This is a genomic window from Pseudomonas sp. TE3911 (genome assembly GCF_054062775.1).
In genome coordinates this window covers 5,202,985-5,219,378 of record NZ_JBSSFP010000001.1, presented here as the reverse complement: position 1 = coordinate 5,219,378, position 16,394 = coordinate 5,202,985, and the positions used below count along the sequence as shown (strand labels likewise).

Sequence of the window (16,394 nt, the reverse complement as noted above, 5' to 3'; positions counted from 1 at the left end):
ATGGGACAAGCCCGCTCGCCACAACAGCCCTATCTGCCGGACGTTCAGCGTTGAGCCAACGTTGTGTAGATACCTATGCCCCGATGAGGCCGATGACCCCCCCTCAATACGCCTTCCCCATGCAGATAAGGAACCCTGATCTAAGCTCACAGTCGCATACACACTGGCACATCGCATCGCGCACAAGGAGTCTGCATGGGCGGTCGTATTTCCATCTGTATCGTCGGTTTGGGTTTAGTGGTGTTGCTGAGCGCTTGCGGCCAGGAAAAGGCTGAACCCAAGCAGCATTCCCGAGTATTTGTGCAAACCGTGCAGCCCGCGGATTTCGCCGCGGCAGTCACGCTGACCGGGGATGTCCAGGCGCGCGTGCAAACCGACTTGTCCTTCCGCGTCGGCGGAAAAATCATCCAGCGCATGGTGGATGTGGGCGACCGCGTGACCGCCCGACAAGTGCTGGCCAAGCTCGATCCCAAGGATTTGCAAACCAACGTCGATTCCGCCCAGGCCCAGGTCGTGGCGGAACAGGCGCGGGTCAAACAGACTGCCGCTGCCTTTGTGCGCCAGGAAAAACTCCTGCCCAAGGGCTACACCAGCCGCAGCGAATACGATTCTGCGCAGGCCGCGCTGCGCAGCAGCCAAAGTGCCCTGGCCGCCGCGCAGGCCCAGTTGGCCAACGCCCGTGAACAACTCGGCTATACCGCGCTGATTGCGGATGCGCCGGGAGTGATCACCGCACGCCAAGCTGAAGTCGGCCAGGTGGTGCAAGCCACCGTGCCGATTTTCAGCCTGGCCACCGATGGCGAGCGCGACGCGGTGTTCAACGTCTATGAATCCCTGTTGGTGGAGCCGCCACCTGACGCGCCGATCACCGTCAGCCTGTTGGATAACCCCAGCATCAAGGCCCAGGGCAAAGTCCGTGAAGTCACGCCCGCCGTGGCGGCCAACACCGGCACGGTGCAGGTGAAGATTGCGCTGCAATCTCTGCCTAAAGGCATGCAGCTCGGTTCGGTGGTCAGCGCCACCGCCAATGGTCCGGCCAAGCCCAGCGTCGAGCTGCCGTGGTCGGCATTGACCAAAGACTTGAGCGAACCCGCCGTGTGGCTGGTCGACGGCGACGGCAAGGCGCAGTTGCATAAAGTCACGGTGGCGCGGTACCTCACCGGTAAGGTCATCATCAGTGACGGCCTTAAAGGCGGCGAAAAAGTCGTCGTGGCCGGTGGGCAATTGCTGCATCCCGGCATGTTGGTCGAGATTGCCCAGCAGGGAGCCAAGCCATGAAGCGCCTGACGCTCATACTCGCCGCCAGCCTTTTGCTGATGGCCTGCTCCAAGGAAGAACCCGCGCCCGAGCCGGTGCGCCCAGTTCTGTCCATGGAAGTGAAGGCCGAAGACCAGGAAACCCTCGGCCGCTTCGCCGGCACCATCCAGGCGCGCTACGAAAGCAACCTGGGGTTTCGCGTGTCGGGGCGTATCGCCCGCCGCGCCGTGGATGTGGGGGCTGAAGTGCAGAAGGGGGCCTTGCTCGCTGTCCTTGACCCCACCGACCAGCAAAACCAGTTGCGCGCCGCCCAAGGCGACCTCGCTCGCGTCCAGGCGCAATTCATCAACGCCCAGGCCAACGCTCGCCGCCAGCAGGAATTGTTCAACCGTGGCGTCGGCGCCCAGGCGCAGTTGGATATCGCCCAGACCGATCTGAAAACCACTCAGGCCTCTCTCCACCAGGCCCAAGCGTCAGTCAACCAAGCCAAGGACCAGCTCAACTACGCCGAGCTTCGCACCGACCACGCCGGTATTATCACCGCCTGGAACGCTGAGGCTGGCCAAGTGGTCAGCGCCGGTCAGCAAGTGGTGACCCTGGCGCGCCCGGACATCAAGGAGGCGGTGATCGACCTGCCCGCCGGTCTCGCCGAGCGGCTGCCCCCGGACGTGGTGTTCCTCGTCGCCGGGCAACTCGACCCCAGCGTCAACACCACTGCCACCGTGCGCGAGATCGAACCCCAGGCCCAAAGCGCCACGCGCACCCGTCGCGCGCGCCTGACCCTGGCCGAAACACCGCCCGCGTTCCGCCTTGGCACGGCGATCAGTGTGACCTTGAGTTCGGCCATCGCTCCACGCATCGAGTTGCCCCTGAGCGCCTTGCAGGATGTCGACGGCAAGACCCGCATCTGGATCCTCGACACCCAAAGCCAGACCGTGCAACCGCGCGACATCACAGTGCTTAGCCGTGATGCTGATAGCGCCTTGCTCAACGGTGGGGTCAAACCCGGCGAACGTATCGTCACCGCCGGCGTAAACAGCCTGAAGCCTGGGCAAAAAGTCAAAATCGACGAGGACAGCCCGCGATGAAAGGGAGCTTCAACTTATCCGACTGGGCCCTCAAGCATCAGTCCTTCGTCTGGTACCTGATGTTCGTCGCGCTGCTGATGGGCGTGTTCTCGTACATGAACCTGGGCCGCGAGGAAGACCCCTCGTTCACCATCAAGACCATGGTGATCCAGACCCGCTGGCCGGGCGCGACCCAGGAAGAAACCCTCAAGCAGGTCACCGACCGCATCGAGAAAAAACTCGAAGAGCTCGACTCCCTCGACTACGTGAAAAGCTACACGCGACCGGGTGAATCCACGGTGTTCGTGTTCCTCAAGGACACCACCAGCGCCAAGGCCATCCCGGAGATCTGGTACCAGGTCCGCAAGAAGATCGACGACATTCGCGGTAGCTTCCCCCAGGGTTTGCAGGGGCCGTCATTCAACGACGAATTCGGTGATGTGTTCGGCTCGGTCTACGCCTTTACCGGCGACGGCCTGTCGATGCGCCAGTTGCGCGACTACGTGGAGCAGGTGCGCGCCGAGATTCGTTCGGTGCCGGGATTGGGCAAGGTCGAGATGATCGGCCAGCAGGACGAAGTGATTTACCTGAATTTCTCCACGCGCAAACTGGCAGCGTTGGGCGTTGACCAGCGCCAGGTGGTGCAGAGCCTGCAATCGCAGAACGCGGTGACCCCGGCCGGGGTGATCGAGGCCGGCCCTGAGCGGATTTCAGTGCGCACATCCGGGCAGTTTGCTTCGGAGAAAGACCTGGCCGATGTCAATTTGCGCCTCAATGACCGCTTCTATCGCCTGGCGGACATCGCCGAGATTACCCGTGGCTACGTCGACCCGGCGCGGCCGATGTTCCGCTTCAACGGCAAGCCGGCGATTGGTTTGGCCATCGCCATGCAGAAGGGCGGCAACATCCAGTCGTTCGGCAAGGCGCTGCACACGCGCATGGACGAACTGACCGCCGACCTGCCGGTGGGCGTCGGTGTGCATAAGGTCTCCGACCAGGCCGAGGTGGTGGAAGAGGCCGTCGGCGGCTTTACCAGCGCGCTGTTCGAAGCGGTGATCATCGTGTTGGTGGTGAGCTTTATCAGCCTCGGCATGCGCGCCGGGCTGGTGGTGGCGTGCTCGATTCCATTGGTGCTGGCGCTGGTGTTCGTGTTCATGGAATACAGCGGCATCACCATGCAGCGCGTGTCGCTCGGTGCGTTGATCATCGCCCTCGGCCTGTTGGTGGACGACGCGATGATCACCGTGGAGATGATGATCACGCGCCTGGAAAAAGGCGAAACCAAGGAGCAGGCCGCGACCTACGCCTACACCTCCACGGCATTCCCGATGCTTACCGGTACCTTGGTGACCGTCGCCGGTTTCGTGCCGATTGGCCTCAACGCCAGTTCGGCGGGCGAGTACACCTTCACCCTGTTCGCGGTGATTGCCGTAGCGATGCTGGTGTCGTGGGTGGTGGCGGTGCTGTTTGCGCCGGTGATTGGCGTGCACATCCTCAGTGCCAAGGTGAAACCCCACAGCGCTGAGCCGGGGCGCATCGGCCGTGCGTTCAATGGCGGCATGCTGTGGGCCATGCGCAACCGTTGGTGGGCCATCGGCATCACCGTGGGCCTGTTCGTGGCGTCGGTGTTCTCCATGCAGTTCGTGCAGAACCAGTTCTTCCCGTCGTCGGACCGACCGGAAATCCTCGTTGACCTCAACCTGCCGCAAAACGCCTCGATCAACGAAACGCGCAAGGCTGTTGATCGCCTCGAAGCGATCATCAAGGACGACCCGGACATTACGCGCTGGAGCACCTATATCGGCCAGGGCGCGATCCGTTTCTACCTGCCCCTCGATCAGCAATTGGAAAACCCGTATTACGCGCAGTTGGTGATCGTCAGCAAAGGCCTGGAAGAACGCGGTGAGCTGATCGCGCGCCTGCGAAAACGCCTGCGTGAAGACTTCGTCGGTATCGGCAGTTTTGTGCAGCCACTGGAAATGGGCCCGCCGGTGGGCCGCCCGATCCAGTATCGCGTGTCCGGAAAAGACACCGACCAAGTGCGCAAGCACGCCATCGAACTGGCGACCCTGCTGGATAAAAACACCCACCTGGGCGAGATCATCTACGACTGGAACGAGCCGGGCAAAGTGCTGCGCATCGACATTGCCCAGGACAAGGCGCGCCAGCTCGGGCTGTCATCCGAAGACGTGGCGCAGTTGATGAACAGCGTGGTCAGCGGCGCCTCGGTGACTCAGGTGCACGACGATATCTACCTGATCAACGTGGTCGGCCGCGCCGAGGACGCCGAGCGCGGTACCCCGGAAACCTTGCAGAACCTGCAGATTGTCACGCCCAACGGCACCTCGATCCCGCTGCTGGCGTTTGCCACTGTGCGCTATGAACTGGAGCAGCCGCTGGTGTGGCGTCGCGACCGCAAGCCGACCATCACCATCAAGGCCTCGGTGCGTGACGAGATGCAGCCGACCGACTTGGTCAAGCAGCTCAAGCCGGAGATCGACAAATTCAGCGACGGCCTGCCGGTGGGCTATAAGGTCGCCACGGGCGGTACCGTGGAAGAAAGCGGCAAGGCCCAAGGCCCGATTGCCAGCGTGGTGCCGTTGATGCTGTTCCTGATGGCGACGTTCCTGATGATCCAACTGCACAGCGTGCAGAAGATGTTCCTGGTGGCCAGTGTCGCGCCGCTGGGGCTGATCGGCGTGGTGCTGGCGTTGATCCCCACGGGCACGCCCATGGGCTTTGTGGCGATCCTCGGTATCCTGGCGCTGATCGGCATCATCATCCGCAACTCGGTGATCCTGGTGACGCAGATCCACGAATATGAAGTGGCCGGCTACACGCCGTGGGACGCGGTGGTGGAAGCCACCGAGCATCGGCGTCGTCCGATCCTGCTCACGGCGGCAGCGGCCAGTCTGGGCATGATCCCCATCGCCCGGGAAGTGTTCTGGGGGCCGATGGCTTACGCGATGATTGGCGGCATCATCATCGCCACCTTGCTGACGCTGTTGTTCCTGCCGGCGCTGTATGTGGCCTGGTACAAGATCCGCGAACCCCAACAGGAAGAACACGGTTAAAAATGTGGGAGGGGGCTTGCCCCCGATGGCGGTGGGTCAGTCAAAGATGCTCCAACTGATCCACTGCTATCGGGGGCAAGCCCCCTCCCACATTTGAAGTGCGTTGCCTCTAAGGTCTGCGCCAGACACTGGCCAGCCAAGGCTGCTGCTCACGCGGCAACCCCGCCGGCCGGTAGTAATGCTCCAGCTCCACAAACCCGGCGGTGGTGAGCAGTGTTTGCCACGCCTCCAGGTCGTGATAAGCCCCATAGCGCGGCCCATTCCAGCCTTCCTGGTTCTCACCCCGCGGGTTGGAGCTGAACAGCACACCCCCAGGCTTCAGCGCCCCATGCAGTTGCTTGAGCACACGTGGCAGTTCCTGCTTGGGGATATGAAACAGCACCGCATTGGCAAAGATCCCATCGAAGCGTTCAGCGGGTAAGTCCAGCTTGAGGAAATCCTGCTGCAACACCTCGCAGCCGCTGTCTTCGCGCGCCATCTGCGCAAAGCGCTCCGAGCCGTCCAGGCCGACGGCGATATGGCCCATTCGCGTAAACGTCTGCAAATCCCGTCCCGGCCCGCAACCGAAATCCAGCACGGTGAACGGCGCAGCACCTTGGATATGCCGCAGCAGTGCGTCGATATTCTGGCTTACATCGTGATCGCGAGTGCCTTCACGGAAGTCCTCGGCCACTGTGTTGTAGTGGCCGAGGGTGGTGGACGTGATCTGGTTGAGATCGTCGGGCTTGAGGGTCATGACGGTGAATACCGGGCGCTGAGAGGGCCCGACTATACCTCACCTCTTGTTCAGCACCCGCGCCAAGCGATCGCCGCTCAGTTGAATCACCGCCACCAGCACCACCAGCAGCACAATCACGGTCAGCATGATCTGCGTGTCAAAACGCTGATAGCCGTAGCGGTACGCAATGTCGCCCAAGCCGCCGGCACCAATCGCGCCGGCCATGGCCGACGAGTTGATCATGGTCACCAGCGTAATCGTAAATCCGCCGACAATTCCCGGCAGCGCTTCGGGCAACAGCACATGCCAGATGATGTGCCAACGACGGCAGCCCATGGCTTGTGCGGCTTCGATCAGCCCGTGGTCGACCTCGCGCAAACTCACTTCGGCGATCCGCGCGAAGAACGGTGTCGCGGCGATTGTCAGCGGTACAACTGCCGCCCACACACCGTAGGTGGTGCCAACGATCAGCCGGGTGAACGGGATCAAAGCCACCATCAAAATCAAAAAAGGAATCGAGCGGAACAGATTGACGAAGGCCCCCAGCACCCGGTTCAGCGCCGGCGCCTGGTAGATGCCGCCCTTGTCGCTGGTCACCAGAAACACCGCCAGTGGAATCCCCACCAGCAACGCAATCAGCGACGACACGCCGACCATCAACAAGGTGTCGATGGCGCCCTGTACTAAACGATCAAACCACATAGCCCAGCACCTCCGCCTGTTGTGCCCAATTCGCGGCGCGGTTGCGCAGTTCTTCGGCGCTGTGGGGTGAGCCATTCACTGCCAGCAGCAATTGCCCCAAGGCATGGCCCTGGATGCGTTCCACACCGCCTTGCAGCAAGCGCACGCGCCCGCCGAGAGCGCTGAACAGCGCGGCCAGGTCCGGTTCATCGCTGGCACTGCCGGTGAGCTGCAAGCGCAACACCACTGCAGCGTCCGCTGATGACGGCGAGTGCTGCAACCGGCTTTGCAGTTCTTCCGGCAGCCCATGTTGCAGCGGCGCCAGCAGGGTCTTGCTGACCTCGTGCTGCGGGTTGCCAAACACTTGCCACACCGGGCCTTGCTCGACGATGCGCCCGTGTTCCAGCACCACCACGCGGTCGCAGATGTCGCGGATCACCGCCATCTCATGGGTGATCAAGACGATGGTCAGGCCCAGGCGTCGGTTGATCTCGCGCAACAGGCCTAGGATCGATTGGGTGGTCTCCGGGTCCAGCGCCGAGGTGGCTTCGTCGCACAGCAGGATCTGCGGGTCGTGCACCAGCGAACGGGCGATGCCCACGCGCTGTTTCTGCCCACCGGAAAGCTGCGCCGGGTAGGCCTTGTGCTTGTCCTGCAAACCCACTAATTCCAGCAGCTCACGCACCTTTTGCTCACGCTGGAGCTTGGGCACGCCGGCGACTTTCAGCGGCAATTCGACGTTCTGCCACACGGTCTTGGCCGACATCAGGTTGAAGTGCTGGAAGATCATGCCGATGCGCCGACGCAGCGCTACCAGATGGTCTTCGTCGAAGTCGCCGATGTCCACCTGATCGATCAGCACGCGCCCGCTGCTCGGTTGCTCCAGCCGGTTGATGGTGCGGATCAGCGAGGATTTACCGGCACCGCTGCGGCCAATGATGCCGAACACCTCACCGCGCTGGATCGCCAGGTCGATGCCTTGCAGGGCATGCACCGTGCCGTCGTAGGTCTTGCCCAGGTTGATAAAGCGCACGTGCGCGCGGTTCAGGTCTGGATGCAGTTCAGTCTGCTCGGCGTCCCTGGGCGGTGTGCCCAGGTCGCGCAGTTGAGAGTGGGCGGCGGTCATTTTTTATCTTCCCAACCCACTTGGTAAAGCTTGCCAAGGGATTTATCCAACGCAGCGCGCACCACCGGCGAGTGCTGGTAGATGTCGACGAACTTGATCACACGCGGGTCGGTTTTGCTCTTCGGTTGGATCACGAACTGGATCACGTATTCCGGGTGGTCGAGGCCGTCGAACAGCAGCGCCGATTCCGCGTCGAAAGTCTTGGACAGGCGGATATACGCCGGGTAGCCCTGCACCAGGTCTGCATCGTCATAGGCACGTACCAGCTGCACGGCCTCGACTTGCAGGATTTTGATTTTCTTTGGGTTTGCGACGATGTCTTCTTCGGTGGCCTTGTAGCCCACACCCGGCTTGAGGGTGATCAAGCCGGCCTTGGCCAGCAGTTGCAGGCCGCGACCGCTGTTGATCGGGTCGTTGGCGATGGCCACGCTGGCGCCTTCGGGCAGCTCGTCGAAGCTTTTGTACTTTTTCGAATACAGCCCGACGTTGTTGATGATGCCCGGCGCGTAAGGCACCAGGTCAAAACCGGCGGCGGCCTTGGCGTTTTCCAGGAAGGGGATGTGCTGGAAGTAGTTCACGTCAATATCGCCGGCGGCCAGGCTGACGTTGGGCGCGATCCAGTCGGTGAACTCCACCAGCTCGACTTTCAAGCCTTGCTTGCCGGCTTCGGCGACTGCGGCTTCCAGGGGAATCGCGAAGGCCGCGGTGGTGCCGATTTTCAACGGTGCATCGGCGGCGAACACCGCCGAGCTGAACAACCCGAAGGCCAGGGCCAGTGCTTTGACTGGGTTATTGAGGAATGTCTTTTTCATAGTGGGTTTCCAGTCATAAGGTATTAGGACAAACAATGCAGATCCAATGTGGGAGGGGGCTTGCTCCCGATAGCGGAGTGTCAGCAAACCAATCCGGTGACTGATACACCGCTATCGGGAGCAAGCCCCCTCCCACATTTTTGTTCAGTGGCGGTAGGTCGAGCCGGTGTGTTGTTCAGGTAGGCGAGCACTGCCGTGGAAGACTTTTTCCCGTAGCGTGCCGTTCTCATATTCGGTCTTGTACGACCCCCGCTTCTGCAGCACCGGCACCACCAGGTCGATAAAGTCCACATAGCTTTCCGGCGTCACAATCCGCGTCAGGTTGAAGCCATCCAACCCGGTTTCGCTGATCCACGATTCCAGCTCGTCAGCGACTTGTTCGGGCGAGCCGACCAAGGTGATATAGCGTCCGCCGAGGGCGTGCTGCTCCAGCAATTTGCGCCGGGTCCAGTCGTTGTTTTGCAGGTTCTTGGTGGCCGACTGGATTGCGTTGCTCTTCACGTACTGGATCGGTTCGTCGATTTCGTACTGGGAAAAATCAATCGCGGTGGACGCCGAGAAGTGCGCCACGCCGGCCTCCGCGCTGGCATAGCTCAGGTACTCGGCATGCTTGGCCCAGGCCTGTTCTTCGGTGGCGCCGACGATTACGTTGAGGCCCATGAACACCTTGATGTCATCCGGATTCCGCCCGGCGTCGACTGCACTGGCGCGCACCTTGTCCACCTGGACCTTGGTCGACGCTTTGTTCTGCCCGCTGATAAACACGCACTCGGCATGGCGTCCGGCGAACAGCAAGCCACGGTCCGAGCTGCCGGCCTGGAACAGCACCGGCGTACGTTGCGGCGACGGTTCACACAGGTGATAACCCTCCACCTGATAAAACTCGCCATGGTGCTCGACCTTGTGCACCTTGCCCGGCTGCGCGTAGACCCGCGCTTGCGGATCGTTGAGCACCGCGTCGTCCTCCCAACTGCCTTCCCAAAGTTTGTACAGCACCTCCAGGTACTCATCGGCCTGGTCGTAGCGCCGGTCATGCTCGACCTGCTCGCTAAGGCCCATGGCTTTGGCGGCGCTGTCGAGGTAGCCGGTGACGATGTTCCAGCCCACCCGGCCACGGCTCAGGTGATCAAGCGTGGACATGCGTCGGGCGAACAGATACGGCGGCTCATACGTGAGGTTGGCGGTCAGGCCGAAGCCTAGATTCCTGGTGACCGCAGCCATGGCCGAGACCAGCAGCAACGGGTCGTTGACCGGCAGTTGGATCGACTCCTTGAGCGGCACGTCGATGGAGTTTTGATAGACGTCGTACACGCCGACGATATCGGCGATAAACAAGCCATCGAACAGCCCACGCTCCAGGGTTTGCGCCAACTCAGTCCAGTACTCGATGGTCTTGTACTGGGTGGACGTATCCCGTGGGTGGGTCCACAGGCCGTGGTTGATGTGCCCGATGCAGTTCATGTTGAAGGCATTGAGCAGGATCTTTTTCTTCGCCATCAAATGGTCCCCCGCAGTGGCGGGTTTTCAGCATTGAGGTAGTAATTGCCTACCGCGTGGTACTTCCAGCGCACCGGGTCGTGCAGGGTGTGCACCCGTGCGTTGCGCCAGTGGCGGTCGAGGCCGTGCTCGGCAAGGGTCGCCTGGCTGCCGGCGAGTTCGAATAAGGTGCTGCCGGCGGCCAGGGAGATTTCGGTGCTCAAGGCGCGTACTTCGGCTACGGCAATCGAGGCAGCCGCAACGGTCTCGGCATTGCTGTCGGCCTGGGCGCGGTCGAGGAATTCACCTGAGCGTTCCAGCAATGCCTCTGCGGCGTGCAGACGGATGCTCAAGTGGCCGAAGCTCTTCAGGGTCAACGGGTCTTCAGTGGCCTTGTCGTTGCCGGAATCGATCCATGGGCGAGTCTTGGTGCGCACAAAGTGCAGCGCATCCTCAAAGGCGGCGCGGGCGATGCCGGTGTCGATGGCAGCATGAAGAATCTGCGCGAGCGGGCCGACGGTAGTCGGGCGTTCAAAGGCGCTTTGGAAAGGGACCACGTCGTGGGCAGCGACCCAGACGTTATCGAACACCACCGAGCCGCTGCCGGTGGTGCGCTGGCCAAAGCCGCTCCAGTCGTCAATCACGCTCAGGCCTTCGCTGTCGCGCGGTACAAACGCCAACTGCTGCACGCCGTGCTCATCCACCACGGAGGTCGGGATGCGTTGCGCGTAGATCGCACCGGTTGAGTAGAACTTGCGGCCCGTGATGCGAAAACCGTCGCCGTCGCGGGTGATGCTCGTGACGCGATCGTGAGCGGTCTTGGTGCCCAGTTCTGCAAGGGCATTGCCGAAGCGCTGGCCGGCGAGTACTTCGGCGTACAGGCGTTGTTGCTGCGCGGGGCTGCCGTTCACGCGCAGCACTTCCAGGGCATAGAAATGGTTTTGCGGAATCTGGCCCAGGGAGGCGTCGGCCTGGGCGATCAAGGCGATGACCTTCGCCAGGGTGACGTTGGACACGCCTGCACCGCCGTATGCCTTCGGCACGCTGATGCCCCACAGGCCGGAGCGGGAAAACACGTCCAACTCGGGCAGCGGCAGGCGGCGTTCGCGGTCGCGCTGGGCGCTGTCGCGGCGGAAGTCTTCGGCCAGGTCGCTGGCGACAACAAGGGCTTGTTCATCGCTGGTGATAACCGCGACGTGATGAGAAAGGGTCATGCGTATTTCTCCAGAGGTCTGGTCGGTTAAATCCAGGAGTGGCGAGCAGGCAGGGTGCCGTTTAAGCGATAGGTGCCCACCGCGTGGTACTTCCAGCGCACGGGGTCGTGCAGCGTGTGTACGCGCGCGTTGCGCCAATGCCGGTCGAGGTTGAACTCAGCGAGGGTGGCGCGACTGCCGGCCAGTTCAAAGAGCTTCTCGCTGACCAGCAACGACACTTCAGTGGTCAACACTTTGGCCTCGGCCACGGCGATTGAGGCGCGTGCAGCGGACTGCGCGGTAATCGGCGCGGCACTGACCTGATCCAGCACTTGGCCGGCCTTGCGCAAGAGCGCTTCGGCGGCGTGCAGCTCGATTTTCAGCTTGCCGATATCGGCGATTACATACAGGTCATCGCTGGCGCGTTCGACCTTGGCGTCGATCCAGGGCCGTGAGCGCTCGCGAACAAAGCTGATGGTGTCATCCAGAGCGCCGCGGGCGATGCCGGCGTCGATCGCGGCCTGGATCAATTGCGAGACGGCGCCCTGGATGTTCGGGCTGTCGCCGATGCGCCAGTTGTCGACCACCAGGTCGGCGTCGACCGGCGCCTGGTCGAGCAGCACCGTACCGCTGGCGGTGGTGCGTTGGCCGAAGCCTGACCAGTCATCGACGATGCGCAACCCTTCGGTGCCACGGCGCACGAACGCCATGACCTGCTTGCCGTCATCGTTCAGCGCCTTGATCGCTACCCAGTGGGCAAACAGCGCACCGGTGGAGTAGAACTTCTGGCCGCTGATCACGTAACCGTCGCCCTTGGCGGTGATGCGCGCCTTGAGTTCCAGAGTGTTTTTGGTGCCCCGTTCCGGGCCGCCGTTGCCGATGCGCCAGCCGTCGAGCACGCTCTGGAACAACTGCTTTTTCTGGCGTTCGGTGGCAGCGCCCTGCAACAGGTGCAGGATGCCGAAATGGTTCTGCGGGATCTGCCCGAGGGCCGGGTCTGCCGCGCTGATGATTGCGAACACGTCGGCCAGCGTCACGAATGACACTTGCGGGCCGCCGTACTCGCGGGGAATGGAAATACTGCCCAGCCCGCTGCGGGTGAACTGTTCGATCTGTGCCCATGGCAGCTTGCGTTGCTGATCGCGCGTGGCGGCTTGCAGGCGCGCGGCCTCGGCCAGCTCATGGGCGGCGTTCAGCGCCTCGGCGTCGTTGCGCAGCACGGCGGCCGGCAACAGCAGCGGTGCTACGTCCAGATCACGTTGGGGGGGTGTTAGAGCCAAGTTAGACATCAGCGCCGCTCCTTGGCTGCACGTAATGCCCTGGCGTTGTGCACCGGGGTAATTCTGACCATACCGACCTCGCATTCAATGAAATGAAAACAGAAAAATCAAAGATGTCCGGTGGTCCGGTGCATATACCCTAAGCTTGTTAAATATTTAAATAAACTAACTTTTGGGAATATGCATAGAAGGGCGATCAACCGGGTTCACAGGGTGAGCCCAGAGGGCGTGGCTGATAGACCGGCGCGGTGCCGGTCGGACGGGTGATCGCGCTGGCGGCAATACGTAGCGTCCGGGCTGGCGCCCAGCGCGAATTGTTGCCGACCCGGTCCAGAATGCAGTAAGTCACCTCCAACCGGCTGTCGTCGCCGGCCTCGACTATCAACGTCGGCGGCACCCAAACCTGCACCGCCTGGCCGACGGCCTTGGCCTGTATCTTCGGCAGGTCCATGCGTGCGTCGCCCCAACGCAGGGTGATGGCATCGCCGGTGGTCATGTTCAGGTAGGGCTCGATGGTCAGCGGAATCCCCCGCCGCACCTGGCTGGCATTCACGCCGTAGCGGCGAATGGTGTCCGGCAGACCCACCGGGGCAAGGTTCTGGTTTTCACCGCTGTAGAGGGCGCAGGGCAGGCCTCCGGGGGAGTTGGTTTTCACACGCAGGTGCGTCATGGCCGAACGTGCTGGGGCGCGGCCGACCTGCATGATTTGGTAATGAACCTGAGCGACACCCTCCTGCACAAAACTTTCCGGAACACGCAGTCGGGTAGGCATGCCGACTTCGCAGGCAGTCACCCGCCGTGAGGCCGCAAAACAGTTGTTCCAGAACAGCTCGATCAGATCGCCGTCATCCATGCCAGGGTAGGGTGCGATATCGACCAGCAGCTGTGCGGCTGCCAGGGCATTGATGCCGTTTCGAAGGGCCTGTGGCAACGTCGGGGCGGTGAGCAGGGCCGGGGTTGCAGTGCACGTCATAAGTAATCTCCTTGATGCAGCCAGCAGCAATCGTTCCGACCCTTAGGCGCAGGTGCGCAGCGGGGCTGAAAGGAACGATTCAGTGAATAGCCGGGATAGGATCCAATCCTCTGGGCCTTAGATAAGAGGGTTGGCCAAGGGGCGTCAATGGCGGCAAAAGGCTAAACGGCGGGTTCGGTGATATTCAGACGGGTCTGACTGGGCGGGGGATTTTAAGGCGCAATAGCGAGCGTGTTTTACAGCTGTGGGCGAGGACTTCTTGTAGGAATACTAATGGTGGCGAGGGAACAAGCTCCCTCGCCACAAATGCTCAATCGTAGGGTGCAGTTAATGCGCGAGGAATTTGCTCAAAAACTGCCGCGTGCGTTCTTCCTTGGGGTTGGCAAACAATGCCTTGGCTTCGCCCTGTTCCACGATCACGCCCTTGTCGAAAAAGATCACCCGGTTGGCAACGTCTCGGGCAAAGCTCATTTCGTGGGTGACGATGACCATGGTGCGATTCTCCTCAGCCAGGCTGCGGATGGTCGCCAGCACTTCACCCACCAGTTCCGGATCGAGTGCCGAGGTGGGTTCGTCGAACAGAATCACCTCCGGCTCCATGGCCAATGCACGGGCAATCGCCACGCGCTGTTGCTGACCACCGGACAGACGCCGTGGGTAGGCGTCTTCCTTGCCCGCCAGGCCGACCCTGGCCAGGAGCTTGCGCCCCAGGGCAATAGCGTCTTCGCGCGGCATCTTCTTGACCACGGTGGGGCCTTCGATGACGTTTTCCAGCGCAGTGCGATGGGGGAACAAGTTGAAGTTCTGGAACACAAAACCCACGTGTTGGCGCAGGCGTCGCACCAGGTTCTGTTGCTGGTTGAGCGGTTTGCTGCCGTCGATCTGGATATCGCCCACCTTGATGCGGCCGCTGGTGGGTTCTTCAAGGAAATTCAGGCAGCGCAGGAAGGTGGTCTTGCCGGAACCGCTGGGGCCGATGATGGCGACAACTTCGCCTTCCTTGACCTCAAGGTCGATGCCGTTGAGCACCACCTGACCGTTGAATTGTTTGGTCAGTTTTTCAACCACGATCATGCTTCAAGACTCCAGGTCATGCCGGTTGACCCGGTCTTCCAGACGATTTTGAAAATGCGCCAGGATGCTCGCCAGTACCCAGTAGATCAGAGCGGCGGACAGATACATGGTGAAAATTTCGAAGGTACGCGCCGACACCAGTTGCGCCTGGCGAAACAGCTCCGGCACCTGAATGGTGGCGGCCAGCGCCGTGTCCTTGACCAGCGAAATAAAGCTGTTGCCCAGCGGCGGCAGCGCGGTGCGCATCGCCTGCGGCAGGATGGCCCGGCGCAGGGTCTGCGCGCGGGTCATGCCGATACTGGCAGCGGCCTCCCACTGGCCACGCTCGATAGACGCGATGGCGGCCCGCAGGATTTCACACGCGTAGGCGGCCATGTTCAGCGAAAAGCCGATCATGGCTGCCGGGATCGGATCCAGCTCGATGCCCACTTGCGGCAAGCCGTAGTAGATCAAAAACAGCTGTACCAGCAAGGGCGTGCCGCGAAAGAACGAGACATAGACACGGGCAGTCCAGCTCAGCAGCTTGAAGCGCGACAGACGCATCAAGGCCAGGCTGAAGCCCAGCAGCAAGCCGAAGAACATGCCGCCAAGGCTGAGAATCACCGTGTAATACGCACCCTTGAGCAGAAAGGGCGCGGAGTCCAGCGCGAGTTGGAAACCTGCTTCCATTATTGAGTGACGTCAGCGTTGAAGTACTTCTCGGACAGCTTCTTCAAGGTGCCATCGGCGCGCAGCTTGTCGAGGGCCTTGTTCACCGCTTCCAGCAATTCAGGCTCGCCTTTGCGCAGCGCGATACCGGCTTCCTGGCGGGAGAAGGCATCGCCTGCAGCGGCGGTGTCCGGGGCTTTCTTGGCGTATTCCAGGGCGGCCAGGCGGTCGATCAGAATCGCGTCGATACGGCCGATGCGCAGGTCCTGGAACTTGGTCGGATCATCGTTATAGGTCTTGATGATGGCTTTGGGTTGGTTGTCCTTGAGCCATTGCTCGTAGTTGGTGCCCAGGCCCACACCAACTTTTTTGCCGGCCAGGTCGTCGGCGGTCTTGATGGTGTCAACGTTCTTCTTCAGCACCAGCGCCTGGATACCGGAAACGGTGTAAGGCGTGGAGAAATCGTACTTCTTCTTGCGCTCTTCAGAGATGGTCACTTGGTTGACCACTGCGTCCAGGCGCTTGGATTCCAGGGCGGCGAGGATGCCATCCCATGGCGTGGCCTGCAGCTTGACCTTGACGCCCAGCTCCTTGGCCAGCGCTTCGGACAGCTCGACTTCGAAACCGCTGAGCTTGCCGCTTTCATCGACGAAGCTGAACGGCGGATAGGTGCCTTCCAGGCCGATTTTGATCTCGCCGACCTTTTTGATGTTGCCCAGTTGCTCGCCGGCAACGGCCTGGCCCAGCAGGCTGGCACCGAGAGCCAAACCCAAAGTACCGACCAGCAAAGTGCGACGGAATGCGGAAATAGTCATGAAGAGCCCCTGTGTTTTTATGTTGAGCGAAGCAGGTGACGCGGTAGTCGTATCCTGCCTTAAAGCGCGAAGCGCGTCTTCGCCTTCGGCGCGATGATAAAGCCCGGTTTTAAGACTTGAAAATAATATAAAACTCAATTGATATTCTTTTTATGAATATGCGTTGAGTCTAATGTGGTAAGGGGCTTGCCCCCGATAGC

General features: G+C 61.4%; 14 protein-coding genes. 3 read left to right on the top strand and 11 right to left on the bottom strand.

From position 1 onward, the window contains the following. Positions 1-195: 195 nt before the first annotated feature. From ACVWXD_RS23570 to ACVWXD_RS23560, 3 genes are read left to right on the top strand one after another with little or no spacing between them, the layout of a single operon-like run. A complete protein-coding gene (locus ACVWXD_RS23570) occupies positions 196-1,278 on the top strand; it encodes an efflux RND transporter periplasmic adaptor subunit (protein WP_099602125.1) in 1,083 nt (360 codons plus the stop codon). Then, positions 1,275-2,345 carry an efflux RND transporter periplasmic adaptor subunit gene (locus ACVWXD_RS23565; protein WP_095186304.1) on the top strand — a complete coding sequence of 357 codons (1,071 nt, stop codon included), beginning with the start codon at positions 1,275-1,277 and terminating at the stop codon, positions 2,343-2,345. The genes ACVWXD_RS23570 and ACVWXD_RS23565 overlap by 4 nt, the downstream gene beginning before the upstream one ends. Further along, on the top strand, positions 2,342-5,398 hold the full coding sequence (locus tag ACVWXD_RS23560; protein WP_181644136.1) for an efflux RND transporter permease subunit: 3,057 nt from the start codon (positions 2,342-2,344) through the stop codon (positions 5,396-5,398). The genes ACVWXD_RS23565 and ACVWXD_RS23560 overlap by 4 nt, the downstream gene beginning before the upstream one ends. A gap of 109 nt (positions 5,399-5,507) precedes the next feature. Here the strand turns inward: ACVWXD_RS23560 and ACVWXD_RS23555 are convergent, their stop codons facing one another. The 11 genes from ACVWXD_RS23555 to tcyJ form a co-directional block, all read right to left on the bottom strand. Next, the gene (locus tag ACVWXD_RS23555; RefSeq protein WP_122682173.1) at positions 5,508-6,134 is read right to left on the bottom strand and encodes a class I SAM-dependent methyltransferase; all 627 of its coding nucleotides are present in this window, start codon (positions 6,132-6,134) and stop codon (positions 5,508-5,510) included. 39 nt (positions 6,135-6,173) lie between these two features. Then, positions 6,174-6,818: a methionine ABC transporter permease gene (locus ACVWXD_RS23550; RefSeq protein ID WP_003187635.1), complete on the bottom strand. Its 645-nt coding sequence runs from the start codon at positions 6,816-6,818 to the stop codon at positions 6,174-6,176. Further along, positions 6,808-7,923 carry a methionine ABC transporter ATP-binding protein gene (locus ACVWXD_RS23545; RefSeq protein ID WP_122682171.1) on the bottom strand — a complete coding sequence of 372 codons (1,116 nt, stop codon included), beginning with the start codon at positions 7,921-7,923 and terminating at the stop codon, positions 6,808-6,810. The genes ACVWXD_RS23550 and ACVWXD_RS23545 overlap by 11 nt, the downstream gene beginning before the upstream one ends. Next, positions 7,920-8,735, bottom strand: a complete 816-nt coding sequence (locus ACVWXD_RS23540; RefSeq protein WP_181644137.1) for a MetQ/NlpA family ABC transporter substrate-binding protein — start codon at positions 8,733-8,735, stop codon at positions 7,920-7,922. Before ACVWXD_RS23540 ends, ACVWXD_RS23545 begins: the two co-directional genes overlap by 4 nt. A gap of 144 nt (positions 8,736-8,879) precedes the next feature. Beyond that, positions 8,880-10,232 (bottom strand): LLM class flavin-dependent oxidoreductase, encoded by a 1,353-nt coding sequence (locus ACVWXD_RS23535; RefSeq protein ID WP_181644138.1) that lies wholly within the window; start codon positions 10,230-10,232, stop codon positions 8,880-8,882. Further along, the gene (locus ACVWXD_RS23530; protein WP_032884916.1) at positions 10,232-11,425 is read right to left on the bottom strand and encodes an SfnB family sulfur acquisition oxidoreductase; all 1,194 of its coding nucleotides are present in this window, start codon (positions 11,423-11,425) and stop codon (positions 10,232-10,234) included. The genes ACVWXD_RS23535 and ACVWXD_RS23530 overlap by 1 nt, the downstream gene beginning before the upstream one ends. A gap of 26 nt (positions 11,426-11,451) precedes the next feature. Further along, positions 11,452-12,693, bottom strand: a complete 1,242-nt coding sequence (locus ACVWXD_RS23525; protein WP_260368040.1) for an SfnB family sulfur acquisition oxidoreductase — start codon at positions 12,691-12,693, stop codon at positions 11,452-11,454. 187 nt (positions 12,694-12,880) lie between these two features. Beyond that, entirely contained in the window at positions 12,881-13,657 is a 777-nt protein-coding gene (locus ACVWXD_RS23520) for a hypothetical protein (protein WP_181644140.1), read from the bottom strand. A gap of 327 nt (positions 13,658-13,984) precedes the next feature. Next, the gene (gene tcyN, locus ACVWXD_RS23515; protein ID WP_032884920.1) at positions 13,985-14,731 is read right to left on the bottom strand and encodes an L-cystine ABC transporter ATP-binding protein TcyN; all 747 of its coding nucleotides are present in this window, start codon (positions 14,729-14,731) and stop codon (positions 13,985-13,987) included. Positions 14,732-14,734: 3 nt separating this feature from the next. Continuing rightward, positions 14,735-15,400, bottom strand: a complete 666-nt coding sequence (gene tcyL, locus ACVWXD_RS23510) for a cystine ABC transporter permease (protein ID WP_457371378.1) — start codon at positions 15,398-15,400, stop codon at positions 14,735-14,737. Continuing rightward, positions 15,400-16,194, bottom strand: a complete 795-nt coding sequence (tcyJ, locus tag ACVWXD_RS23505; RefSeq protein ID WP_181644141.1) for a cystine ABC transporter substrate-binding protein — start codon at positions 16,192-16,194, stop codon at positions 15,400-15,402. The genes tcyL and tcyJ overlap by 1 nt, the downstream gene beginning before the upstream one ends. Positions 16,195-16,394 lie beyond the last annotated feature (200 nt).

Excerpts from the sequence above, each read along its gene's own strand:
- ACVWXD_RS23540 (WP_181644137.1), bottom strand. The coding sequence starts at position 8,735 with ATGAAAAAGACATTCCTCAATAACCCAGTCAAAGCACTGGCCCTGGCC.
- tcyL (WP_457371378.1), bottom strand. The coding sequence starts at position 15,400 with ATGGAAGCAGGTTTCCAACTCGCGCTGGACTCCGCGCCCTTTCTGCTC.
- ACVWXD_RS23565 (WP_095186304.1), top strand. The coding sequence starts at position 1,275 with ATGAAGCGCCTGACGCTCATACTCGCCGCCAGCCTTTTGCTGATGGCC.
- ACVWXD_RS23535 (WP_181644138.1), bottom strand. The coding sequence starts at position 10,232 with ATGGCGAAGAAAAAGATCCTGCTCAATGCCTTCAACATGAACTGCATC.
- ACVWXD_RS23545 (WP_122682171.1), bottom strand. The coding sequence starts at position 7,923 with ATGACCGCCGCCCACTCTCAACTGCGCGACCTGGGCACACCGCCCAGG.
- ACVWXD_RS23520 (WP_181644140.1), bottom strand. The coding sequence starts at position 13,657 with ATGACGTGCACTGCAACCCCGGCCCTGCTCACCGCCCCGACGTTGCCA.
- ACVWXD_RS23570 (WP_099602125.1), top strand. The coding sequence starts at position 196 with ATGGGCGGTCGTATTTCCATCTGTATCGTCGGTTTGGGTTTAGTGGTG.
- ACVWXD_RS23550 (WP_003187635.1), bottom strand. The coding sequence starts at position 6,818 with ATGTGGTTTGATCGTTTAGTACAGGGCGCCATCGACACCTTGTTGATG.
- ACVWXD_RS23530 (WP_032884916.1), bottom strand. The coding sequence starts at position 11,425 with ATGACCCTTTCTCATCACGTCGCGGTTATCACCAGCGATGAACAAGCC.
- tcyJ (WP_181644141.1), bottom strand. The coding sequence starts at position 16,194 with ATGACTATTTCCGCATTCCGTCGCACTTTGCTGGTCGGTACTTTGGGT.
- ACVWXD_RS23560 (WP_181644136.1), top strand. The coding sequence starts at position 2,342 with ATGAAAGGGAGCTTCAACTTATCCGACTGGGCCCTCAAGCATCAGTCC.
- tcyN (WP_032884920.1), bottom strand. The coding sequence starts at position 14,731 with ATGATCGTGGTTGAAAAACTGACCAAACAATTCAACGGTCAGGTGGTG.
- ACVWXD_RS23525 (WP_260368040.1), bottom strand. The coding sequence starts at position 12,693 with ATGTCTAACTTGGCTCTAACACCCCCCCAACGTGATCTGGACGTAGCA.
- ACVWXD_RS23555 (WP_122682173.1), bottom strand. The coding sequence starts at position 6,134 with ATGACCCTCAAGCCCGACGATCTCAACCAGATCACGTCCACCACCCTC.